Source organism: Bacillus sp. T-10(2022), from assembly GCF_056502895.1.
Window position 1 is genome coordinate 5,442,378 of record NZ_CP113518.1, and the last position, 25,270, is coordinate 5,467,647.

Below are 25,270 nucleotides of genomic sequence, written 5' to 3' on the forward strand. Positions count from 1 at the left end.
CAAGAAAAGGGATCAGCTTTTAAGCTGCTCCACTTCTTCTTGCGTCATTTCTTCACGCCAAATCGTTGCTCCCAAACCTGAAAGTTTTTCAACAAGATGGCTATATCCGCGATCTATATGTTCAAGCCCGGTCACTTCTGTAATACCTTCAGCCATTAAACCGGCAATTACAAGAGCCGCTCCGGCACGTAAATCGCTTGCCTTCACTTTTGCTCCATGAAGTTGGACAGGACCATCGACGATGCCCGCTCTGCCCTCGACTTTTATCTTCGCATTCATGCGTCGCAGTTCATCAATATGCTTAAATCGTGCCCCGTATATCGTATCGGTGACCATGCTAGAACCGGTTGCTTTTGTTAAGAGGGAAGTGAAAGGTTGCTGAAGATCCGTTGGGAATCCAGGGTAAACCAATGTCTTGATATCAACGGACTTATATTGTTCTCCCGGTGAGACAAATATCTGGTCATCACCCGCTTCAATATTAATCCCCATTTCCCTCAATTTGGAAGTCAATGACTCCAAATGCTGGGGAATGACATTATCAATCAGAATTCCTTCTCCGACAGCAGCAGCTAAAATCATGAAAGTGCCGGCTTCAATCCGATCCGGTATGATCGTATGCTTACACCCATGTAAACTTTCCACACCATCAATACGAATGATATCCGTTCCTGCACCCTTTATTTTAGCTCCCATATTGGTCAACAATGTGGCAACATCGATGATTTCAGGTTCTTTCGCAGCATTTTCTATCACAGTGCGGCCTTTGGCCAAAACGGCAGCAAGCATGATATTGATCGTTGCCCCTACACTAACGACATCCAAATATATGCGTGCTCCCCTTAGCTCGTCCGCCCTAAGGTAAATGGCTCCTTGTTCATTCGTCACTTGTGCGCCCAGTGCTTCAAACCCCTTAATATGCTGATCTATCGGGCGAGGTCCTAAATGGCAGCCTCCAGGCAAGCCAATCACTGCCTTTTTGAATTTACCCAGCATTGCCCCCATTAAATAATAAGAGGCACGTAACTTCTTGACCCTTCCATTGGGAAGAGGCATTGAAATCATCCTGCTGGGGTTGACTGTCATCTCTCCTTCATCAAAGGATACCTCACCGCCAATCTCCTCCATTAACGCTTTCAGCATCTGTACATCCGAGATATCAGGCAGGCCTTCAATCGTTACGGGAGAGTCCGCTAAAATTGTTGCAGGAATAAGGGCGACCGCACTATTTTTTGCTCCACTGACACGAATGCTTCCCTTTAGAGGATAGCCACCGGCAATTTTAAGTTTTTCCATAATAAACTCCCTTCCACGCTAAGCACTTAGAAGCTACTTCCAAAAAGTAATATTTTACCACAAGAAAATTGCATAATCCGACAACATTTACTATCTAGTTCTTTAGTTTACACAAAAGTAAAAAATTCATGTAAAAAAAGAGAAAAATTTCTAATTTATGTTAATTTTATTTAAACGGTGCAATCTATAGCGACTTAGCGGCAAGGCATTATGCTTCAGTACGTGAATTCCAATCGTTCAAAAATGCTTCAATTCCTTTATCCGTTAATGGGTGGTGGAATAATTGCATTAAAACTTTATAAGGGATCGTTGCAATATGTGCCCCTTTAAGAGCCGCTTCAGTAATATGCATCGGATGGCGGATGGAAGCTGCAATGATTTCGGCATTGATATCATGAATCGCAAAAATGTCAGCAATATCCGAAATTAGATCCAAACCATTTTGGCCGATGTCATCCAAGCGACCTAAAAATGGCGATACATAAGTTGCTCCTGCCCTAGCTGCCAATAATGCTTGGTTTGCACTGAAAATAAGGGTGACATTTGTTTTGACACCTTGTTTTGTAAGTGCTGAAACAGCCTTCAAGCCGTCCGGAGTCATTGGCACTTTAATGGTGATATTCGGTGCAATCGCAACTAGTTCCTTGGCTTCAGCCATCATTCCTTCAAAATCAAGCGCAATGACTTCAGCAGAAACGGATTCCTTAACGAGGCTTGTGATTTCTTTTAGCCGGTCATGGAAAGAAACTCCCTTTTCCCTAGCAACAAGGGATGGGTTAGTCGTAACACCTGCTAAAACGCCAAGTTCATGCGCTTGTTTGATTTCTTCCATGTTTGCTGTATCTATAAAGAATTTCATAAAATATCCTCCGTATGTAATCGATTTTTTAGTTCCTATATGCATCTGAATTCTAATTGTTCTAAAAATAGAGCCCGGATTCAGCCCTGCATCTAAAAGAAACCATTAGGGGGGAGCCCCCCAATGGGAATATTGCCTTTATCATCTTACATTTAAAGGGATGGAACCCTTATGTTACGTTTGAATTTATGCTTTGCCGTTAGAACCGAATTCACGGATTTTGCCGATGACAGTTTCTTTAATCGCTTCACGGCCAGGAACGATGTATTTACGAGGATCGTACACTTCAGAATCGTTATTCAGAATTTCACGAACCGCTTTTGTGAATACAATTTGATTTTCCGTATTTACATTGATTTTTGATGTTCCAAGCGAAATCGCTTTTTGGATATCTTTTGTAGGGATGCCTGTACCGCCATGAAGAACAAGAGGTTTATTCGTTAAATCCCGCACTTCTTCCATTTCTTTATACCCAAGGTTAGGTTCACCTTTGTATGGTCCGTGAACGGATCCCAAAGCTGGAGCAAAGCAGTCGACATTTGTTTCTTTAACCAACTGTTCACATTCTTGAGGGTCTGCATATACGACTCCATCAGCAATTACATCATCTTCTTGTCCGCCAACCGTGCCCACTTCCGCTTCAACTGAAACATTCCGTGCGTGTGCGAATTCGACAACCTTCTTGGTTGTTTCGATATTTTCTTCGATCGGATGATGTGAAGCATCGATCATCACTGAAGTGAATCCGGCTTCGATAGCTTCCTTACATTTATCATAGCTTGAACCATGGTCAAGGTGAATGGCCACAGGAACAGTGATTTTCATGTCTTCCAACAATCCTTGAACCATCATCACAGTCGTTTTAAAACCACCCATATGGCGGGCAGCACCTTCGGAAACACCAAGGATGACTGGAGATTTTTCTTGTTCTGCAGCAGCTAGAATAGCTTGTGTCCATTCAAGGTTGTTGATATTGAATTGACCTACTGCATATTTTTCATCAAGGGCTTTATTCAGCATATCTTTCATAGAAACTAAAGGCATTTGATTTCCTCCTACTAGTGGATGTTATTATTTTTAAAGTTAATTCTTTCTAGATATTCCCTAAAACGAAAGTAGCATACGCTTATAAATCAGAATATCTCTCCTCTTTTAGCATATCAATACATCAAAAAAACAGCAACAAATACACTATACCGAGCCTCAAATTTTATTCCAAAAAAACACGGCCCATCTAAAAAAAGATAGCCGCAGCAATTACTCCATCAGTAATATTAAATTTTGAAGACATTTAACTTGATTGAATCGGTAAGTATTCACGAACGGCTTTTCTAATATCATCAATATCAAACGGCTTTGCAAAGTGTGTCATTGCACCTAAATCCTTTGCTTCTTGAATCATATCAAGTTCACCATATGCCGTCATGATTATGACCCGGATGTCCGGATCGACGACTTTCATCCTTTTCAAGATCTCAATGCCATCCATTCCCGGAATCTTCATATCCAGCAATACAAGATCAGGTGAATGATTATTTAGCACATCCAAGGCTTGAATGCCATTAGCGGCTTGAAATGTTTCATACCCTTCTTTATGTAAAACCTCGTTCAATAAAATACGAATTCCGAACTGATCATCAACAATCAATATTTTCCCTGGCATTTTATCACCTCTCCCCTTCCCGATTCATCCATTAAATATATTGGCCTATACGGCCATATTACCCGAAAAAGGGTAGTTACCTAGATTGCGTCATAGACTTTTAGGTCCAACGCATTTATTGTTCATATTCGATAATTGTAACAAAATTCCTGCTGTATGGCTAAGAGGAATTTTAATTTTTTTGTTTTTTCGACCGATTTAGTAAATTCGGCCCTTCCGGATCAAAATCCCAGAAACCTGTCATTGCAAAGGAAACTCCTTTATAATAAGTATATTATTTTTTAAAGGAGTCCCTGACCATGTTAAAAATTTTTTCGACACAGATAAGCGGTTTATTCAAGAAAATGATTGAAAATGAAGCTTTTGAAATGGAGGATGCCGGACGCTTGCTGGCTCAGGCTGCGGTTGGGGACGGTGCTGTGTACATTCATGGTTTTGGTGAAATGCAGGGTGTCACTGCCGAGGCTTTGGATGGGGCAGAACCCTTTCCGAAGGTAAAAAGATATGAATCAGGAGAAACTATTTCCAGGGAAGATCGATTTCTCATATTCAGCCGCCATTCGGATGATGCAGAAGCATTGTTGCTGGCAAAACAACTCAAGGAAAAAGATATCCCATTTGTTGCGGTTTCTACATCCGTCCCTTCTGAAGAAGATTCTCTTTTGGAGTTGGCAGACGTTCATATTGATTTACGTATCCAACGGGGATTGATTCCTGATGAAACCGGAAATCGATATGGGTATCCTACCCTCATTGCCGCTCTTTTCGCTTATTATGGGATTAAATTCACTCTTGAAGAAATCATAAATGAGTATGAAGAAGAATGATTATTCATCTAAAAAAAAAACAGCCCATGGGCTGTTTTTTTTTAAAGTTTTTCGCTGCGCTTTAAAGACATACCGACAAAGTCACGGAATAGCGGCTGCGGACGGTTAGGACGTGACGTGAATTCCGGATGGAATTGAGAAGCCACAAACCAAGGATGATCCTTCAATTCAACGATTTCAACTAGACGGCCATCCGGACTAGTACCTGAGAAGATGAATCCTGCCTCTTCCATTGCCTGACGGTAGTGGTTATTGAATTCATAACGGTGACGGTGACGTTCATAAACAACCTCGTCATTATACGCTTCGTATGCTTTAGTTCCTTCGATAAGCTTACATGGATACAGACCAAGACGCAGTGTACCGCCCAAATCTTCTACATCCTTCTGTTCAGGAAGAAGATCGATGATTGGATCTGGAGTATCTTCATTAATCTCAGCTGAATGAGCTTCTGGCAATCCCAGGACGTTGCGAGCATACTCAATGGACGCCAACTGCATGCCTAAGCAAATTCCGAAGAATGGTTTTTTCGTCGTGCGGGCAAATTCGGTCGCTGCAATTTTCCCTTCGATTCCACGGTCTCCAAAACCGCCTGGGACAAGGATTCCATCTGCATCTTGAAGAAGTTCAGCAACATTTTCTTTTGTTACATCTTCGGAATTCACCCAATCGATTTCAACATCTGCATCAAATGCGTAACCTGCATGCTTAAGTGCTTCCACTACAGAAAGATAAGCATCTTGCAATTCAACATATTTTCCGACTAAAGCGATTTTTGTTTTCTTTGATAAAGAAGTAACCTTTTTGACTAGTTCCTTCCAATCTTCCATATCCGCTTCGCCGCAGTCCAATTGCAAGTGATCACAAACGATTTGGTCCATATTTTGTGCTTGAAGCGCAAGAGGGATGGAGTAAAGAGTATCCGCATCAAGACATTCGATAACGGAATTTTTATCGATATCGCAGAATAAAGCAATTTTATCCTTCATATCTTGTGAAATTGGACTTTCTGTACGTGCAACGATGATATTCGGCTGAATGCCTAGACTGCGTAATTCTTTTACACTATGCTGTGTCGGTTTTGTTTTCATTTCACCAGCAGCTTTGATGTAAGGAACCAGTGTACAGTGGATATACATAACATTATTGATGCCGATATCACTCTTGATTTGGCGAATCGCCTCAAGGAATGGAAGAGACTCGATATCCCCTACAGTACCGCCGATTTCAGTGATGACTATATCGGCATTCGTTTCATTGCCTGAACGGAAAACCCGTTCTTTAATTTCATTCGTGATATGGGGAATGACTTGAACTGTTCCACCTAGATAATCGCCACGGCGTTCTTTTCTCAGGACCGTTGAATAAATTCTGCCTGTAGTCACATTGCTGTGTTTGCCAAGGTTGATATCAATGAAACGCTCATAGTGCCCCAAATCCAAATCCGTTTCAGCACCATCATCCGTTACAAACACTTCACCGTGTTGGTATGGACTCATCGTACCTGGATCCAAGTTGATATAAGGATCAAACTTCTGGATTGTAACATTCAATCCCCTATTTTTTAATAATCTACCTAAAGAAGCGGCCGTTATCCCTTTTCCCAAGGAAGAAACTACTCCACCTGTCACAAAAATATATTTTGTCATTTTATATCCTCCTATAGAATGTTTTCTTCCAATTCTGTTCTTCGCATCATTAAATCGGAACTGAATCAAATCTTCCGCCACATGAGCGGTTAAAAGCTAAAACCGTAAACCAGTACAAACCATTAATCACTTAAAGGTCTTTAGTGAGAGTCATGCAGGATACATGAACAAGAATAAACTTCCTTAAATGACAGTAAACATAAATATGTTCTCTATAGTTTTTACAATTCTACGAGAAATCATTTTTAAAAATAAAAAAATGATGTCATTTATTCATTCCATCATTAAAAACAAAAACGCTCCGCTTACAATAAAAGTAAGGGAGCGATATAATTTAATCATTGTGTCCTTTTTTAAGGAGCCCAAAAATGATTCTACAAATTCCGCCTCAAAAAGTCAAGGGCGATTATTTATTTCTCATCCTCTTCATCCAAGTCATCCACGTCATCTTCATCTTCGTCTTCGTCCTCATCATCTTCCAGGACAAATGCATCATCTTCGATTATTTCTTCTTCCAGATCGTCGTCATCATCCACGTCATCATCCAAAAGCACTTCGTCGATGACTGGAGTACCTAGAATATCATCATCGTCATCATCGTCATCCTCGTCCAGATCATCGATATCTTCTTCAAAGTCAAGATCTTCGTCTTCAAGTTCATCGAAATCGTCGATAACGGCAGCGGCCTTTTTGGCTTTCTTTTTCTTTTTAGGTTTTACAACATGTACGACTTCTTCTTCGATTTGGTCAACCGGGTACCATGTTTTCAATCCCCAGCGGTTGTCCCCAAGTGAAGTGAAGCGGCCATCCACATTTAAATCCGTATAGAATTGTGCAATTTTCTTTTCCACTTCCGCTTTAGATAAATGGTGCAGCGAAGCTAACTCACTTATTAAGTCTTTAAATGGAATCGGTTCATTTCTTTCCACTAACAAATCATATGCCATCTCTATTAAGGACATTTCCAATAACTGCTCTTTTGAGTATTGTTTTAAACTCAAATTCCGCACTTCCCTTCTCTATTCAAACACTGAATTCCGTGTTTTTTCACATAAAAAAATAATCTAAAACAGTAGTTCGATAAAATAACGACAATTCCTGCTAGACATATACTCCATTATAAACAATCTAATTGGGTTTATGCTAGTTCTATCTGATACTTTCACAGATTTACCTTATTGTCTATCATTCAGGAAACCAAATGCTAAAAATCATTCACTTTCCTTTTTCGACTTCTGTCGATAGGCTGCCGTAAAAAAGACAATAGTCAGGATAAAAAAAGAGATGGCACCCAATTGATGCTCATACAGCTCAAATAAAATAATGATGGCAAGAATGTACCCTATGATCAATCCAATCATTTTCAGGTTCATTTTCTCAACTCCAATAGGGCTGATTCTTCATTTTTGCCCCTTTTCCAAATAATTATAAGGTAAAATCTTCATTTTGTTAAAAAAGAGGGGGATTATTTAAAAAAGAGGCCCCTAAACGTTCGGAGCCCCTTACTCAGTTTACATATTCCTTCGATATTGACCGCCTACATCATATAGCGCCCTAGTTATCTGACCAAGACTGGCCACTTTGACGCAGTTCATGAGTTCAGCAAAGATGTTTTCCCCATTCATGGCTGCCAATTTCAGTTTAGTTAGCGCCTCATCCGTGAACTCCTTATTTCTTTCCTGGAATGCCCGGAGATTTATGATTTGCCCTTCCTTTTCTTCCTTTGTTGCACGGGCAATTTCCATGCTGTTCACCGCTTCTTCGGAAGGAGGATTTGGATTCAAATACGTATTGACGCCAATGATCGGCAATTCTCCCGTATGCTTTTTCATTTCGTAATGCATCGATTCATCCTGGATTTTCCCGCGCTGATACTGCGTCTCCATTGCACCCAGCACACCGCCTCGATCATTGATGCGATCGAACTCTTGCAGTACGGCCTCTTCAACGAGATCCGTCAATTCCTCTACGATGAAGGCTCCTTGCATCGGGTTTTCATTTTTTGAGAGCCCATGCTCCTTTGTAATGATCATTTGTATGGCCATTGCCCGGCGCACGGATTCTTCAGTAGGCGTCGTGATGGCTTCATCGTACGCATTAGTATGCAGGGAATTACAGTTGTCCTGTAGCGCCATTAAAGCCTGAAGTGTCGTTCTGATATCATTGAAATCAATTTCTTGCGCATGAAGGGAGCGCCCGGAAGTCTGTATATGGTATTTGAGCTTCTGGCTGCGGTCGTTCGCACCATATTTATCCCGCATGACCGTAGCCCAAATCCTTCTTGCCACCCTCCCGATAACCGTATATTCCGGGTCGAGCCCATTTGAGAAGAAGAACGACAAATTCGGGGCAAAGTCATCAATATTCATTCCGCGACTTAAATAATATTCGATGTAAGTAAAGCCATTCGCTAATGTAAAAGCAAGCTGTGAAATGGGATTGGCACCCGCTTCTGCAATGTGATAGCCGGAAATGGATACAGAGTAGTAGTTCCTGACTTTTCGATCGATGAAATATGCTTGAATGTCCCCCATTAACCTTAAAGCAAATTCCGTAGAGAAGATGCATGTATTCTGGCCTTGGTCCTCTTTCAGAATATCCGCTTGAACAGTTCCGCGTACCGTTTGAAGGGTATAAGCCTGCACTTCTTCAGCTTCTGCATCCGTAAGGGGACGGCCTAACTCTTCTTCTTTCCGTTGAATCTGCTGATCGACTGCCGTATTCATATACATGGCCAAAATGATTGGTGCCGGTCCATTGATGGTCATCGATACAGAGGTTGAGGGGTGGCAAAGGTCAAAGCCTGCATACAGCTTTTTCATGTCATCCAACGTACAGATGCTGACTCCGCTTTCCCCTACCTTTCCATAGATATCAGGCCGGTGATCGGGATCCTCGCCATATAAAGTTACCGAATCGAAAGCCGTACTTAGCCGTTTAGCATTATCATCCTTTGACAAATAATGAAAACGCCTGTTGGTTCGGTCGGGTGATCCTTCACCGGCAAATTGCCGCTTCGGGTCCTCTCCTTCACGCTTGAATGGAAAGACTCCCGCTGTGTAAGGAAAGAAACCCGGAACGTTCTCTCGGAATACCCATCCTAAGATCTCTCCATAATCCACATATTTAGGCAGTGACACTCTCGGAATCATTAAACCTGATAAACTTTTAGTTTTCAGCTTTGTGACGATTTCTTTATCCCTGACTTTCGTTACAAACTGCTCTCCTGCATACTTTTCTTTTAATTCCATCCATCCAGAAAGTATTTTTTTAGATTCAGGTGATAAATTCGAAGCGGTTTCCTTTTTCAGTTTTTCTAAAGAAGCCACCATATCTTCGTTGTTATCATTTTCCTTAATTGCATCAATTGCTCCTTCAAGCTGGAAAAGCCTGCGGGCAATACGTACTTGTTCAGCCGCACGCTTATGATAAGATCTGACCGTATCACTGATTTCACGTAAATAATACCGACGGTCAGTAGGGATGATGACATTTTGCTTGTAAACATCGGCTTCTTTCGAAAAGGCGGTACTCCACCCCGTCCCTGATTTTTCATTAAGCTTTTCAATCAGTGCAGCGAACAATGCATTGGTGCCTGGGTCATTGAATTGGGAAGCGATGGTACCGTATACTGGCATTTCAGACGGATCTTGATCAAATAGTGTACGGCTTCTTTGGTATTGCTTTTGAACCTGGTTTTTTGCATCCTCTGAGCCTTTGCGCTCGTATTTGTTAATGACTATCAAGTCTGCATAATCAATCATATCGATCTTTTCAAGTTGCGAAGGTGCACCGAATTCACTCGTCATTACATACATGGATACATCGCATATCTCGGCAATTTCTGCATCTCCCTGACCAATTCCGCTTGTTTCAACGATGATTAAATCGAAGCCAGCTGCCTTCACGACTGAAATGGCATCTTTTATCGCCAAAGACAACTCACTTTTTGAATGGCGCGTGGCCAGGCTCCGCATATAAACACGCTCTGAAAAAATCGAGTTCATTCTAATCCTGTCACCAAGCAGGGCACCGCCCGTTTTCTGTTTGGTCGGGTCTACAGATAAAATGGCGACTCTCTCGTCTGGAATCTCGTTAATGAACCTTCGTATCAATTCATCAGTCAATGAACTTTTTCCAGCACCGCCAGTCCCTGTAATCCCTAGAACAGGAACCTTCTTTTCGGAAGTCTTGATCTGCTCAAAAAGACTCTCCACCGCTGCCGCTGATTCCTGTGAAGCATCGAGTCTGTTTTCGGCAAAGGTAATGAATTGGGCAATGGCATTTGTTCCCCCAGCAATCAATTCATCAAAACGTTCCTGTAAAGATGGTTTGACTGTCGAGAAATCACACTCCTCCATCAATACGTTTATCATTCCTTGAAGCCCATATTCCCGCCCTTCATCAGGAGAAAAGATTCGGGCAATCCCATAATCATGGAGTTCTTTAATTTCCCTTGGGATGATGACCCCGCCGCCGCCGGCAAAAATACGAATGTGCCCGGCTCCCTTTTCCTTCAGCAGGTCATACATATATTTAAAATATTCCACATGTCCGCCTTGGTATGATGACATGGCTATGCCTTGAACATCTTCCTGGATGGCCGCATTCACGATCTCTTCCACCGAACGATTATGACCTAGATGAATGACTTCTGCACCGCTGGACTGAAGGATTCTCCTCATAATATTGATAGATGCATCATGTCCATCGAATAAACTCGAAGCAGTAACGAATCTAATATGGTTCTTCGGTTTATACACCTCAACTGTACCCATTGAGCTCCTCCTTATTGAAACGAATTTAACTCAGTATTTTTCTGAAGCGATATATTTTGAATCAATAATTGCGTCTGCAGTTCAACATATTCCGGAAGCGTATACTCTTTATGCAATGCCCACCTTCTAAAACTCCACATCTGTCCCTGAACGAAAATATTATGAGAAACAAGGCTTATTTGTTTTGCCGTCAATGATAGCTCCCCATTCTCAACACATTTCGTTATCACCTTTTCAAACATGCCGACCATCCGAAGTTCTTTATTCAATACATAAGGTAAAGCATCTTTCGTCAGTGCTTTCACCTCTTGATACATGACCAGCACTTCGTCCTGCATATCATCCATCACTTTATAAAAATAGGCGATAGTAAGCTTCAAGCTTTCAAGTGTCCCATCGCTCTGATCTATTTCTTTCTGAAGCTTTTCCTGGACTTCATCGTAGATAAAATCACAAACGAGATATAATATATCTTCCTTTGTTCGGATATACTCGTATAACGTGCCAATACTAAATCCGGCCGCTTTGGCAATTTCCCTGGTAGTCGTACGATGAAATCCCTTTTCCTTAAAAAGGGTCACCGCTCCTTTAATCATTTGTGTACGCCTTTTTTCAACCAGCCGTTCATCCTTTACAGATGCAAGAACCTCTCTTTTTTCCATTTTCAAACTCCTTTTAATAAGCCCATCATTTAATTGCCAAAGACATTCTGAAGAAATTGAAAAGGGTATTCCGGTAAAGGCAATGCCTCATCGGAAAACCTCAATTTCAATCCTATTTAGTAATCATCCGTGAGATGACCAGCTTTTGAATTTCCTGTGTACCTTCATAGATTTGGGTGATTTTCGCATCACGCATATACCGTTCTACAGGATAATCCTTTGTATATCCATAACCTCCAAAGACCTGCACGGCTTCTGTCGCCACTTTCATGGCTGTATCTCCAGCAAAAAGTTTGGACATGGCTGACTCTTTTCCATAAGGAAGGCCCGCCGATTCCAACCAGGCAGCCTGATAGGTTAATAGCCTTGAAGCTTCAACACCCGTTGCCATATCCGCCAACTTAAAACCGATTCCTTGCTGTGCAGAAATCGGCTTCCCGAATTGGACGCGCTCTTTTGCATAATCAACTGCGGCATCCAATGCTCCTTGGGCTATGCCCACTGCCTGGGCTGCAATCCCATTACGGCCGCCATCAAGCGTCATCATCGCTATCTTAAAGCCCTCTCCTTCTTTTCCAAGAAGATTTTCTTTAGGCACTCGGCATTCATCAAAAATGATTTCTGTGGTCGGTGATGAACGGATTCCAAGCTTCTTCTCTTTTTTGCCGACACTAAAACCCGGGAAGTCCTTTTCAACGATAAATGCACTCGTTCCTTTTTGTTTGGATGCTGGATCCGTCAATGCAAAGACGACATATGTATCCGCAATCCCGCCGTTCGTAATGAAGATTTTTGAACCGCTGATAATATATTCATCACCTACAAGCTTTGCAGTCGTTCTCATACCGCCTGCGTCAGAGCCTGAGCTAGGCTCGGTCAGCCCATATGCACCGATTTTTTCACCCTGTGCCATCGGGCGAAGGTATTTTTGTTTTTGCTCTTCAGATCCAAACTTATATATTGGCCATCCTGCAAGGGAAGTATGGGCTGATAAAGTCACCCCAGTGGAAGCGCAAACGCGGGAAAGTTCCTCAATCGCTATGCAATACGCTAAATAATCACTTCCAATTCCGCCGTATTCCTCAGGCCACGGAATCCCAGTCAATCCCAGTTCAGCCATTTTATCGAAGATCTCACGGTCAAATCGTTCTTCTTCATCCCTCTCGGCAGCTGTCGGAGCCACTTCATTCTGGGCAAAATCGCGCACCATTTTCCTGATCATTTCATGCTCTTCCGTTAGCTTAAATTGCATGTCCATGCCTCCTAAATATTTCGTGAATTATAGATTCTTACTGATGACCATTCTCTGTATTTCGCTGGTTCCCTCATAAATTTCAGTTACCTTTGCATCCCTGAAATAGCGTTCGACAGGATATTCCGTCGTGTATCCATAGCCTCCGAACACCTGGACTGCTTCTATCGCCACATCAACAGCCGTCCTCGAAGCGAATAGCTTAGCCATTGCCGCCTCTTTACCGCACTTCAATCCCTGTGAGCGTAAAAACGCCGCGCGATAGACGAGTAACCTTGAAGCTTCTATACTCGTTGCCATTTCAGCAAGCTTGAAACCAATCCCCTGTTGTGCTGCAATAGGTTTGCCGAATTGAACTCTGTCTTTTGCATATTGGACAGCATGTTCCATGGCGCCTTCTGCAATTCCCAGCGCTTGAGCAGCAATGCCTATCCTTCCAGCATCCAAGTTGGCCATTGCGATCTTAAAGCCTTCCCCTTCTTTGCCAAGGAGATTGGCTGCAGGCACTTTCATATCCTCGAACGTCACCTGTACGGTGCTCGAGCCATGAAGGCCCATTTTACGTTCATCTTTACCGATGATTAAGCCTGGCGTCCCTTTTTCTACAATAAAAGCAGAGATTCCCTTGCTTCCCTTCTGAGGGTCGGTTGAAGCAAAAACAATGAATACATCCGCTTCCCCGCCATTGGTGATAAAAACCTTGGACCCGTTTATTCGATATTTTCCGTCTTCCTTTACTGCCACTGCCTTCGATTTCAAACTCGCAGCATCGGAACCTGAGCTTTGCTCAGTCAAGCAAAAGGCGCCTAAATATTTACCAGCGGCCAACTTAGGCACATACTTTCGCTTCTGCTCTTCCGTTCCAAAATAAACGATTGGATTTGTTCCAACAGAAGTATGAACGGATAATATAACACCGAGAGTTGGACTAACCTTGGAAATCTCATTGATGGCGATGATATAAGACATGAAGTCCATACCCGCGCCACCGTATTCTTCTGAAATCGGGATTCCCATCAAACCAAGCTCACCCATTTTTTGCAGAATCGTTTTTGGAAACACGCCTGCTTCCATTGCCTCGATATGAGGGGTAATCTCATTCTCCGCAAAAGCGCTTACCATTTTCCGCATCATTTCCTGTTCTTCTGTAAACTTGAAATCCATCCTTCATCCCTCCCTAGCTGCACATCTTTCTAAGATTAGTTATATTCGTAAAAGCCCCGTCCTGATTTCTTGCCTAGCCATCCAGCTTTTACATATTTCCTTAACAGCGGACACGGTCTGTATTTATCGTCTCCGAGCCCTTGGTGAAGGGTTTCCATTATATACAGGCATGTGTCTAGTCCAATGAAGTCAGCTAGCGTAAGCGGGCCCATCGGATGGTTCATTCCCAGCTTCATCACGTCGTCAATCGCCTCTTTAGTGGCGACGCCCTCATAAAGGGTATAAATGGCCTCATTGATCATCGGCATCAAAATCCGATTCGCTACAAAACCCGGGAAATCATTGACTTCCACCGGTACCTTGTTTAAGGATTCAGCCATCTCTTCAACTTCTTTATAAACTTCATCCGCTGTAGCAAGGCCGCGAATGATCTCAACCAGCTTCATGACTGGCACTGGGTTCATAAAATGCATGCCAATTACCTTATCCGGCCTTTTCGTTGCCGCGGCTATCTCTGTAATCGGAAGTGAAGAAGTATTGGATGCAAGAATGACGTGTTGTGGCGTGATTTCATCCAAATCGGCGAAAATTTTTGTTTTTATCTCCATATTTTCCACTGCCGCTTCAATCACTAAATCCACCGCAGCCGCATTTTTCAAATCCGTCGAGGAAGTCAACCGGGAAAGGATTATATCCTTCTCCTCGGATTCCATTTTTCCTTTTTCAACCTGCCGGGAAAGGTTCTTGGTAATTGTCCCTAACCCCTTTTCTACATATTCATCTTTTAAATCATGTAAAAGAACTTCATAACCGCTCATTGCACAGACCTGGGCAATGCCAGAACCCATCTGTCCAGCACCAATGACCATCACTTTTTGAATGCCCATGAAAAATCCCTCCTCATGTATCTATCTATGAAACTATTATCCTTGCTTAGGCACTTCAATTAAAATGGCATCTCCCTGACCGCCGCCACTGCAGATCGCTGCGATGCCCAATCCCCCTCCGCGGCGTTTCAATTCATGCATCAGCGTAATGATGATGCGGGCACCACTCGCCCCGATCGGGTGACCTAATGCTACAGCCCCTCCGTTTACATTCACTTTTCCCGGCTCGATGTTGGCAATTTTCCCACTGGCCAGCGCAACCGCAGCAAATGCTTCGTTCACTTCAAACAAATCAATTTCCTCTATCGATTTACCTGTCTTCTTCAGGAGTTCATTTATGACCAAACCTGGCGTTTTAGGAAAGTCCTTTGCTTCCACTGCCACTTCTGCATGAGCTAAAATATAGGCAAAAGGCGTTTTCTCTTCCTTTTCCGCACGTTCCTCACTCATCAATACGAGTGCACCTGCCCCATCATTGACACCTGGTGCATTACCTGCCGTAATGGTCCCATCATTATTGAAAGCTGGACCTAATTTAGCTAACTTCCCGGCAGATGTATCTTTTCTTGGGGCTTCATCATGTTCAACGGTAATTGGTTCGCCTTTCCGCACCGGCACCTGTACGGAAATGATTTCTTCTGCAAGGATACCGCCATCGATTGCTTTTATCGCTTTTTGATGACTCTCGTAAGCCCAGCTATCTTGTTCCTCACGGGTGATTTCAAGATCCTCGGCAGTACTGTTTCCATAAGTCCCCATATGCACGCCCGTAAAGCTGCAGCTAAGTCCATCCGAAATCATCGTATCCTTCAGCTCTCCATCACCCATCCTTAATCCCCACCTTGCTTTCGGAAGGATATAAGGAGCATTGCTCATCGATTCCATTCCGCCGGCAACAATGATTTCTTCTTCACCTAAGCGAATGATCTGATCAGCCAATGTCACACTGCGAAGTCCTGATGCGCATACTTTATTAATGGTTTCCGTTTTCACTTCCCATGGCAATCCAGCATGACGGGCTGCCTGGCGGGAAGGTATTTGGCCTTGGCCCGCCTGTAGCACATTCCCCATGATGACCTCATCTACTTGGCTGCCTTCGATCCCTGCCCGGACAAGTGCCTCTTTGATTGCTATTCCACCAAGTTGTGATGCTGTCAAACTGCTAAGGCCACCGCCAAATTTACCAAAAGGTGTTCTCACACCGCTAATAATCACTGTTTTCGCCATCATTATTTCCCCCTATAAGTAACATTGATTGAACGCTCGCTCAATTTGGAGTTAAAAAAATAGTGTTGTAAGCGCTTAATATTATATTACACATTTTTCCCAAAAATGAAAATATTCAGTTTGTAAATATTGAAAAAATTGCCTGCTCCCTTTTATTTCAACCCTTATAAAAGAAGCAGGCAATTCCATTTAAATTAAGATGCAATCGATTTATTTTCACCAATGACCGCTTTTTCGAGTAGTTCTGCTACATCATACGTTTTAACATTTTCCTCAACTTCTTTTGCTTTCGTCCCATCGGATAGCATGGTCAGGCAATAAGGACATCCGGAACTGATCACTGTTGGACTGACGGCCAGAGCTTGTTCGGTACGGGCCACATTAATACGGTTTCCTGTTTCCTCTTCCATCCACATCAAACCGCCTCCAGCTCCACAGCACATACCCTTTTCACGGTTACGCTCCATTTCAATAAGTTTCACACCAGCAATGGATTGCAAGATTTCACGCGGCGGGCTGTAAACTTCATTGTACCTTCCCAAGTAACAGGAATCGTGGAATGTAATCGTCTCATTCACCGGATACTGAGGGACCAACCTGCCTTCACTGACAAGTTTGGCTAACAATTCAGTATGGTGATACACTTCCGCTTCCAAGCCAAAATCCGGATACTCATTCTTAAAGATATTGTAAGCATGCGGATCGATCGTAACGATTTTCTTTATTTCATTCTTCTGGAATTCTTCTATATTTTTCATTGCAAGTTCCTGGAAAACAAACTCATTACCCAATCGACGCGGAGTATCCCCTGAGTTTTTCTCCTTATTTCCGAGAATTGCAAATTTAACGCCTGCTTCATTCAATAATTTAGCAAAGGAAAGGGCAATCTTCTGGCTTCGGTTATCGTACGACCCCATTGAACCCACCCAAAATAAATACTCGAATTCTTCGTCTGCCTTTTTTAGTTCCTTCACGGTTGGGACGAGGACATCTTCCCGAAGGCTTCGCCAATCTTCTCTCTCTTTACGGTTCAGTCCCCACGGGTTCCCTTGACGCTCAATATTCGTCATGGCACGTTGCGCATCAGGATCCAGTCTGCCTTCCGTCAACACTAGATATCGGCGCATATCGATGATCTTGTCAACATGTTCATTCATTACCGGGCATTGATCTTCACAGTTCCGGCATGTGGTACAAGCCCAAAGTTCTTCTTCCGTAATGACTTCGCCAATCAGGCTCGGACTGTAAGCTTCTGTTGCTGCAGCTGATTCCTGCGCCCCCTGCGCGGCACCAGCCAAAGCGATCTTATTTCCTTTCGTATTCCCAAAAACAAAAGATGGCACCCATGGCTGCTTCGTAGTAACGGCAGCGCCTGTATTTGTCAAATGGTCACGCATCTTGATTATGATATCCATCGGTGACAGCATTTTACCGGTACCTGTAGCCGGGCACATATTCGTACAGCGACCGCACTCCACACAGGCATAGAGGTCCACCATTTGATATTGCGTCAAGTCCTCGATATATTTGGCACCGTAATATTGATTACCTTCTTTGTCGAGAATTTCTTCTTCCAAATCAACCGGTTTCAATTTTCCGGGATTGTCCAGGCGATTAAGGAATACATTTATCGGGCCGGCAATCAAGTGAGCATGCTTAGATTGCGGGATATAAACAAGGAAAGATAATATGATCAGTAAATGCAGCCACCAAGCTACATAAAAAACGACGGTTGCCGCTGTTGTTCCCATCCAGCCGAATAAAAATGTGATGCTCGATGCGACTGGCTCTGACCAGGTTGCATCGTGTCCATGCCAGATCATTCCCATTCCATTCCCCAGCAATACGGTGATCATGATACCGGTGATGAAGATGACAACCAAACCTGCCTTGAAATCCCTTTTCAAGCGAACGAGCTTTTCGACATAACGACGGTATGCCGCCCATAGGATTGCAACAAGAACGGTAAGCGTCACAATTTCCTGGAAGAAAGTAAAGGCCGGATAAACAGGGCCAAACGGTAAATGCCACCCCGGTCTTAAGCCTTTAACAAAAAAGTCAAGTGCGCCAAATTGCACTAAGATGAAACCATAAAATAATAAGGCATGAATGATCCCGCTCTTTTTATCTTTAAAAAGCTTCTTCTGTCCAAATACATAAACCCCTATTTTAACAAGACGATCTTTCACACGGTTATCGAATTCCACTTTTTTGCCAAGTTTTATATAAGCAATACGAGTCTTTATCAAATAGACAAACAAACCGGCGGCGTAAGCGGTTACAAGCAGGAATGCAACTAAGTTGATCCACAGTAAACCATTCATTTCCATGCAGTCTTTCCCCCTCTTTAGTAAATTGCAAAATGCCAGGTACCATTTTGGGAAATTTGGCATTTTTCTGAAATTTGATTAATTCCATTATATAATGAATGAGCATTCAGTCAACTTTTTTCTTTTAAAAACCATTTAATTTTTCTGCCCCTTAATTATATAATTCGACAATTCCATGCATTACCCTTCTGCATTCTAAAAAAATGAGACCCTTTCCCCCTATTTAATGGTTACTGTCAGGGATTTAGAGCCAAACTAAATATAATCATTTAGGGGGGATTTTTTTTGAAGATAATCACTACGATTGCCTCTATATTTTTATTGATCTTCTCTTGGTGCTGGGTCGATCTTAAGGTAGGGCATAAGCGTTATTTGAAGCACGCAACCAACATTAAATATCCGCCTCGGAACAGTGAAATGACTGTATTCACATCAGGGAAAATCCTGTTTGAAGATTATATCAAGGAAGTCAAGCAAGCTCAGGATTCCATCCATATCCTTTTTTATATAGTAAAAAATGATAAATTCAGCAAGGACTTTTTGAAGTTACTGCAGTCAAAAGCGGAAGAGGGCGTGGAAGTGCGGCTTTTAGTCGATTGGATAGGAAGTAAAAAGATGTCCCGCCAAACCATTCAGGAGCTGACTGAAAGCGGCGTTCATTTTTCTTTCAGCTTTAAACCGAAACTCCCCTTCCTTTTCTATACCATCCAAAAAAGAAATCACCGTAAGATCACGGTGATAGATGGAAAAATCGGCTATCTTGGCGGCTTTAATATCGGTAAGGAGTATATAAACCAAGGGGAGAAGCTGAACCCATGGAGAGATTACCATTTAAAAATGACCGGGGAAGGTGTAAAGGACCTTCAGGAAGTCTTCCTCTCGGATTGGTTCTATGATACAAACGAGGATTACAGAGGAACACCTGCTTATTTTCCGACATTGACTCCCGGGACTCAGGCACATCAGTTTGTCGTCACGAATGGCAGTGATCTTGAACAGTCCTTGACACACATGATTCGTCAAGCCACTAAAAAAATCATTATCGGGACTCCATACTTCATTCCCAGTGAAACTTTATTTCAAGAATTAAGGGAAGCCCTTGCACGCAATGTTTCCGTTACGGTCATCGTACCTGAAATTTCAGACCATGCCCTTGTCAAGGAAGCTTCTTTTCCCTTTTTCCGGGTACTAATAAAAGACGGGGCTGAAATCATGCAATTTCAAAGAGGGTTCTACCATTCTAAAGTGATACTGATCGATGATATAATGTGTGATATCGGTACGGCTAATTTTGATAAACGCAGTTGTTTTTTAAATAGTGAAATGAACTGCATCGTATTTGACCGGACATTTATAAAAGATGTAGAAAAGGAATTGGCAGTGGACATGGCCGAATCCAAGCCGCTAAATGGGGACGCTCTTTCCAAGATGAATGTAGTCCGTTCAGCAAAAGAATCGCTGGCTTCCATCCTTTCTCCTTTTCTTTGACAACCCTTTGCTCAAGGAGAAAAATATAATGAAAATAAGATTTGGGTTCGTATCCAATGCGACCTGTTTATGGGAAGCTTCTCCGGCCAAGACACTTACTTTCAAGCGATATAGCACACTTGGCCCTGAAAAAGGAATGGAAAAACTTCTGGATGTGACAAGGCAGAACATTGAAAATACGTTAAGGGTCCTTCAATATAACACGGCACACCAAATAGAAATATACCGGATGTCCAGTTCCATTGTACCTTTAGCCACACATCCCGAAATAGAATGGGATTTCGTCACTCCTTTTAAAAGAGAGTGGAAACAGCTTGGCGACTGGGCAACTGCACACAAAATGAGGCTCAGCTTTCATCCGAATCAGTTTACGCTGTTCACCAGCCCTAAGCCCGAGATTACACAAAATGCCGTGAAAGATATGGTGTTCCATTATAAAATGCTTGATGCAATGGGCATTGCGGACACCTCTTTCATCAATATCCATGTCGGTGGAGCCTATGGTGATAAAGAGTCCGCTCTTGTAAGGGTTCATGACAACCTTAAATCGCTGCCTATGCACGTCAAGGAAAGAATGACTTTGGAGAATGATGATAAAACCTATACAGCATCTGAAACCCTGGGCGTATGTAAGAGGGAGGGCATCCCACTTGTATTCGATTACCACCATCATCTCGCAAACCTTTCAGATGTGCCGCTTAACGAGCTGCTCACCGAGGTGTTCACCACTTGGGGTCAGGCAGGTGTGGTACCAAAGATTCATATTTCATCACCAAAATCGGCAGGTGAATTTCGCTCGCATGCAGATTATATCGATTTGGAGTTCATCATGCCCCTTTTTAAAGTGCTTAAGGATCTTGGACAGGACGTGGATTTCATGATCGAGGCCAAGATGAAGGATCGGGCAATGTTGCAGCTGATTGAAGATATAGCTAAGGTTCGTGGTGTAAAAAGGGTGAGCGGCGGTGCCGTCGAGTGCTAATTAACCTAAAAAAAGCGGCTGTTTCTCTAGAAACAGCCGCTTTTTTTTCATTACATTTTTTCCGGTGCCGAAACCCCGATGATGGCTAATGCATTCTTTAAAGTAATTTGGACGGATTTGACCAGTCCTAAACGCGCCTTACTTCTTTCCATCTCTTCAACATCCAGAACCTTATCTGCATTGTAGAAACTGTGGAATGTAGAAGCCAGGTCATATATATAATTCGTCATGCGGTGAGGCATCCGTTTTTCGGCCGCTTCCGCTATTGCCTGCGGGAATTCTCCTAATTTCTTCAAAAGCTCCACTTCTTTTTCAGTAGATAGGGCAGAGAAATCAGTGACTCCTTCATAGCTGATCCCTTGTTCCACACCTTGGCGCAAAATGCTGGAAATACGGGCGTGGGCATACTGTGCATAATATACCGGATTTTCATTGGATTGTGAGACCGCAAGATCCAAATCGAAGTCCATATGAGTATCCGCACTTCTCATCGCAAAGAAATAACGTGTTGCATCCAGACCTACTTCATCAATAAGGTCACGCATCGTAACTGCTTTACCTGTACGCTTGCTCATCTTCATTTTCTCGCCATCCTTGTACAGGTGAACAAGCTGGATGATTTCGACTTCAAGCTGCTCGCGATTGTATCCTAATGCTTCGATCGCCGCTTTCATACGCGGGATATAGCCGTGGTGATCTGCCCCCCAGATATTGATCAGTGTTTGAAAGCCGCGTTCCAATTTATTACGGTGATAGGCAATATCCGGTGTCAGATATGTGTAAGACCCATCCTGCTTAATAAGCACCCGGTCTTTATCATCGCCTAATTCCGTAGAGCGGAACCATGTAGCACCATCTTCCTCGTAAACATGGCCCCTTTCCCTCAACACTTTAAGTGCTTCATCAATTTTACCGTCTTGATAGAGGGATGTTTCGGAGTACCATACATCAAATCCGACACGGAAATTACCCAAGTCCGTTTTCAGTTTTTCCATTTCATATTTCAAGCCGTACTCACGGAAAAATTCAAAACGTTCCTTCTCATCGGCATTAACATATTTATCCCCATATTCACTTGCAAGCGTCTTACCGATGCCAATTATATCTTCACCATGATAACCGCCCTCCGGCATATCCTTTTCGAGGCCAAGTGCCTGGAAATAGCGGGCTTCGATGGAAATGGCCAAGTTATTGATTTGGTTTCCTGCATCATTGATATAGTATTCACGTGAAACATCGTAACCTGCTTTAGAAAGGATATTACATAGCGTATCACCTACTGCTGCACCACGTGCATGACCAAGATGGAGATCACCGGTTGGATTCGCTGAAACGAACTCCACTTGGATTTTTTCTCCTTTTCCAAAGTCACTTTCCCCATATGCTTCATCCACTTTCAAAATGACAGGAACCAATTCTGTCAAATAGGCATTATTCATGTAGAAGTTGATGAAACCTGGTCCTGCAATTTCAATTTTTTCGATGGATGCTTTTGAGTTGTCAAAGTTTTCGATGATTGCCTCTGCTATCATCTTTGGTGCTTTCTTTGCAATCTTCGTTAATTGCATGGCCATGTTCGTGGAATAATCTCCATGTGTCTTATCTCTTGGCAGCTCCAATACAACATTTGGAATCTGCTCTTCCGTTGCTAAACCAGCTTTAATGACTGCCGCTTTAATCTCTTCTTTCAGCTTTTCCTGTACCTCTTTTACTATATTCATGCGCTATACTTCCTCCTTGTAGGAAATCGTCATCTCATATTGACCGGGTTCGCTTCCCTGCATATGTAACGTATATTTAAGGACGAGTTTCCCTTGTTTGGTCTGCTCATCCCATTGATGATGTATCTTCTTCGCGGTCGTCCGTAATCCTAACCTGCCATATATACTTTCGTAATGTCCATTTGTCGCTTCCTGCAGGCGGAAAAGCTGTCTCATTTTAATGGCACCATTTCTAAGCAGGATCGTTTCATCCGGTTTGTGCTTGATCGTCGTTTGCGTTTGACCGGCTTCATTTTCCTCTTTATATTGCAAATATAAATCTGCACCTTTATACATTTTTGTACCAAATGTGACCAGCTCATACGTTTCCGTTTCTGAGCCGTGCTTGATTTTTGTCTGTAAAGTCACTTTAATCGCTTGCTTATCTATATCATGAAGAGTCAAAGCTACACTTCCTTCATCATGTCGTTCTTAACTTTATAAGTATAAATATTCTTCAAGGAAGTTTCAACTTGGAGCGGAAAATAAAGTGTAAATCAAAAAAAGTGAGGATAAACTGTCGAAATCATGTTGTTGCAATTCATTTGAATTTAACACAATAATGACTCATCGGGGCGGAATTATTCAAATAGAGTCCATCAGACGTAAAATTCTTTCCCGGAATGGATAAAAAAAGACCATTCCCGCTAAAAAACAGGAATAGTCAGTCAGGTCTTACATCCATTAACCTTTTTGAACCCAACCTAAAATCATTTCGCGAATCAGCTTGCTCGCAGTGTTCGCAGTTTGCTCGGATGGATCATAAATCGGTGCCACTTCTACCAAATCGCAGCCGACTACATTAATTTCAGAACGTGCTATCTCATGAATCGAAGCTAAAAGCTCTTTGGAGGTGATGCCTCCACAATCTACGGTGCCTGTTCCCGGCGCGTGCGCAGGATCAAGAACATCGATGTCGATCGTCACATATACAGGTCGGCCAGCTAACTGCGGCAGTACTTCTTTCAGAGGTTCAAGAACTTCAAATTTAGAGATGTGCATGCCATTTTCTTTTGCCCATTGGAATTCTTCCTTCAAACCGGAACGAATGCCGAAAGAGTATACATTTTTCGGGCCGATAAGTTCTGCGGATTTACGGATGATGGACGCATGGGAAAGCGGTTCTCCTTCATAATCCTCACGTAAATCTGTGTGGGCGTCCATATGGATGATGGCCATATCGGGATACTTTTTGAACATGGCTTTGATGACAGGCCATGTTACAAGATGTTCCCCTCCCATACCCATTGGGAACTTACCTGCATCCAACAAGCTGTCGACATATTTTTCAATCATATCGATACTGCGCTGCGGATTGCCGAATGGTAATGGAATATCCCCGGCATCAAAGAATTTAACTTCCTCTAATTCACGATCTAAATACGGGCTGTACTCTTCCAAACCAATCGAAACTTCACGAATTCGGGTAGGGCCGAAGCGGGAACCCGGACGGAAGCTTACCGTCCAGTCCATCGGCATGCCGTATAGCACAGCTTCCGATTCCTCAAAAACAGGATGGCTTTTAATGAATACATTGCCTGAATAGGCTTCATCGAATTTCATGGTCCATGCCTCCCTTATTTCACTAAATCTTGAACGAATTTAGGCAGAACGAAAGCTGCTTTATGAAGTTCTTTTGTATAATATTTCGTTTCTAATTCATGGAAACGATCTTCAGTCACTTCTAATGGATTATATTTTTTCGATCCGATCGTGAACGCCCAAAGGCCGCTTGGGTATGTCGGGATATTCGCTAAATACAAGCTGGTGATTGGAAAAATTTCTTTTACATCACGTTGTACATCACGAATTAAGTCCGCTTTAAACCAAGGATTGTCGGATTGTGCCACAAAAATCCCGTCTTCTTTCAAAGCCTTGGAAATCCCGGCATAAAAACCTTTAGTGAATAAATTGACAGCAGGTCCGACTGGTTCAGTCGAGTCAACCATGATCACGTCATACTCATTTTCACTTTTGGCGATGTGCATGAAGCCATCCCCAACTTGTACGTCTACACGCGGATCTTCAAGCATGCCTGCAATTTCCGGCAGGAATTTCTTTGAGTATTCGATAACTTTCCCATCGATATCCACCAATGTAGCTTTTTTTACGCTTGGGTGTTTTAGGATTTCACGGATAACTCCTCCGTCCCCTCCTCCTACAACCAAAACGTTTTCTGGATTAGGATGGGTAAATAAAGGAACATGGGCTACCATTTCATGGTACACGAATTCATCACGCTGTGAAGTCATTACCATGTCATCCAGCAACAGCATATTGCCCCACTCTTCCGTTTCAATCATATCCAGCTTTTGAAACTCAGTTTGCTCCGTATGTAAAGTACGATTCACTTTCATCGTAATACCAAAATTCTCTGTTTGTTTTTCAGTAAACCAAATGCTCATTTATTAACGCTCCTTTTCCATTTCATATTGTCAGTCACCTT

The 25,270-nt window shown here is 42.7% G+C and carries 21 protein-coding genes; 3 read left to right on the forward strand and 18 right to left on the reverse strand.

Features of this window, described 5'->3' with window-relative positions; genetic code table 11:
- Positions 1-12 precede the first annotated feature (12 nt).
- From OSJ91_RS26935 to OSJ91_RS26950, 4 genes are all read right to left on the reverse strand, one after another.
- Positions 13-1,296 (reverse strand): UDP-N-acetylglucosamine 1-carboxyvinyltransferase, encoded by a 1,284-nt coding sequence (locus tag OSJ91_RS26935; RefSeq protein ID WP_101223850.1) that lies wholly within the window; start codon positions 1,294-1,296, stop codon positions 13-15.
- Positions 1,297-1,504: 208 nt separating this feature from the next.
- A complete protein-coding gene (fsa, locus tag OSJ91_RS26940) occupies positions 1,505-2,155 on the reverse strand; it encodes a fructose-6-phosphate aldolase (protein WP_034315855.1) in 651 nt (216 codons plus the stop codon).
- A 186-nt stretch (positions 2,156-2,341) separates the two neighbouring features.
- Positions 2,342-3,199: a class II fructose-bisphosphate aldolase gene (locus tag OSJ91_RS26945; protein ID WP_350300693.1), complete on the reverse strand. Its 858-nt coding sequence runs from the start codon at positions 3,197-3,199 to the stop codon at positions 2,342-2,344.
- A 247-nt stretch (positions 3,200-3,446) separates the two neighbouring features.
- Entirely contained in the window at positions 3,447-3,818 is a 372-nt protein-coding gene (locus OSJ91_RS26950; RefSeq protein WP_101223852.1) for a response regulator, read from the reverse strand.
- 299 nt (positions 3,819-4,117) lie between these two features.
- Here OSJ91_RS26950 and OSJ91_RS26955 point away from each other — a divergent pair, with 299 nt between their 5' ends.
- Positions 4,118-4,645: a DUF2529 domain-containing protein gene (locus tag OSJ91_RS26955; protein ID WP_350300694.1), complete on the forward strand. Its 528-nt coding sequence runs from the start codon at positions 4,118-4,120 to the stop codon at positions 4,643-4,645.
- A 41-nt stretch (positions 4,646-4,686) separates the two neighbouring features.
- On the opposite strand, the gene pyrG is transcribed toward OSJ91_RS26955, so the two are convergent.
- The 10 genes from pyrG to OSJ91_RS27005 all read right to left on the reverse strand — a co-directional run bounded on the left by pyrG (position 4,687) and on the right by OSJ91_RS27005 (position 18,588).
- A complete protein-coding gene (pyrG, locus tag OSJ91_RS26960; RefSeq protein WP_101223854.1) occupies positions 4,687-6,294 on the reverse strand; it encodes a CTP synthase in 1,608 nt (535 codons plus the stop codon).
- A 410-nt stretch (positions 6,295-6,704) separates the two neighbouring features.
- Positions 6,705-7,295, reverse strand: a complete 591-nt coding sequence (gene rpoE, locus OSJ91_RS26965; RefSeq protein WP_350300695.1) for a DNA-directed RNA polymerase subunit delta — start codon at positions 7,293-7,295, stop codon at positions 6,705-6,707.
- Positions 7,296-7,505: 210 nt separating this feature from the next.
- Positions 7,506-7,667: a hypothetical protein gene (locus OSJ91_RS26970; RefSeq protein WP_241589609.1), complete on the reverse strand. Its 162-nt coding sequence runs from the start codon at positions 7,665-7,667 to the stop codon at positions 7,506-7,508.
- Between the two features lie 138 nt (positions 7,668-7,805).
- Positions 7,806-11,072 (reverse strand): fused isobutyryl-CoA mutase/GTPase IcmF, encoded by a 3,267-nt coding sequence (icmF, locus tag OSJ91_RS26975; RefSeq protein WP_350300696.1) that lies wholly within the window; start codon positions 11,070-11,072, stop codon positions 7,806-7,808.
- An 11-nt stretch (positions 11,073-11,083) separates the two neighbouring features.
- The gene (locus tag OSJ91_RS26980; protein ID WP_241589607.1) at positions 11,084-11,734 is read right to left on the reverse strand and encodes a TetR/AcrR family transcriptional regulator; all 651 of its coding nucleotides are present in this window, start codon (positions 11,732-11,734) and stop codon (positions 11,084-11,086) included.
- Between the two features lie 112 nt (positions 11,735-11,846).
- Positions 11,847-12,986: an acyl-CoA dehydrogenase gene (locus OSJ91_RS26985; RefSeq protein WP_350300697.1), complete on the reverse strand. Its 1,140-nt coding sequence runs from the start codon at positions 12,984-12,986 to the stop codon at positions 11,847-11,849.
- Between the two features lie 27 nt (positions 12,987-13,013).
- Positions 13,014-14,150, reverse strand: coding sequence for an acyl-CoA dehydrogenase (locus OSJ91_RS26990; protein ID WP_485890762.1), 1,137 nt, complete (start codon positions 14,148-14,150; stop codon positions 13,014-13,016).
- Between the two features lie 35 nt (positions 14,151-14,185).
- Complete coding sequence (locus OSJ91_RS26995; RefSeq protein WP_350300699.1) at positions 14,186-15,037, reverse strand: 3-hydroxybutyryl-CoA dehydrogenase; 852 nt, start codon at positions 15,035-15,037, stop codon at positions 14,186-14,188.
- Positions 15,038-15,073: 36 nt separating this feature from the next.
- Complete coding sequence (locus OSJ91_RS27000; RefSeq protein ID WP_485891949.1) at positions 15,074-16,264, reverse strand: acetyl-CoA C-acetyltransferase; 1,191 nt, start codon at positions 16,262-16,264, stop codon at positions 15,074-15,076.
- 194 nt (positions 16,265-16,458) lie between these two features.
- Positions 16,459-18,588, reverse strand: coding sequence for a (Fe-S)-binding protein (locus OSJ91_RS27005; protein WP_485891950.1), 2,130 nt, complete (start codon positions 18,586-18,588; stop codon positions 16,459-16,461).
- Positions 18,589-18,879: 291 nt separating this feature from the next.
- On the opposite strand from OSJ91_RS27005, the gene cls reads away from it, so the two are divergent.
- Positions 18,880-20,082 (forward strand): cardiolipin synthase, encoded by a 1,203-nt coding sequence (gene cls, locus OSJ91_RS27010; protein WP_350300700.1) that lies wholly within the window; start codon positions 18,880-18,882, stop codon positions 20,080-20,082.
- A 28-nt stretch (positions 20,083-20,110) separates the two neighbouring features.
- On the forward strand, positions 20,111-21,064 hold the full coding sequence (gene uvsE / locus OSJ91_RS27015; RefSeq protein WP_485890763.1) for a UV DNA damage repair endonuclease UvsE: 954 nt from the start codon (positions 20,111-20,113) through the stop codon (positions 21,062-21,064).
- A gap of 50 nt (positions 21,065-21,114) precedes the next feature.
- Here uvsE and argS read toward each other — a convergent pair whose 3' ends face one another.
- From argS to speE, 4 genes are all read right to left on the reverse strand, one after another.
- Positions 21,115-22,785, reverse strand: a complete 1,671-nt coding sequence (gene argS, locus OSJ91_RS27020; protein ID WP_350300702.1) for an arginine--tRNA ligase — start codon at positions 22,783-22,785, stop codon at positions 21,115-21,117.
- Positions 22,786-22,788: 3 nt separating this feature from the next.
- Positions 22,789-23,229, reverse strand: coding sequence for a YwiB family protein (locus OSJ91_RS27025; protein ID WP_350300703.1), 441 nt, complete (start codon positions 23,227-23,229; stop codon positions 22,789-22,791).
- A 279-nt stretch (positions 23,230-23,508) separates the two neighbouring features.
- On the reverse strand, positions 23,509-24,387 hold the full coding sequence (gene speB / locus OSJ91_RS27030; RefSeq protein ID WP_144527427.1) for an agmatinase: 879 nt from the start codon (positions 24,385-24,387) through the stop codon (positions 23,509-23,511).
- 14 nt (positions 24,388-24,401) lie between these two features.
- Entirely contained in the window at positions 24,402-25,229 is an 828-nt protein-coding gene (speE, locus tag OSJ91_RS27035; protein WP_101223866.1) for a spermidine synthase, read from the reverse strand.
- Positions 25,230-25,270 lie beyond the last annotated feature (41 nt).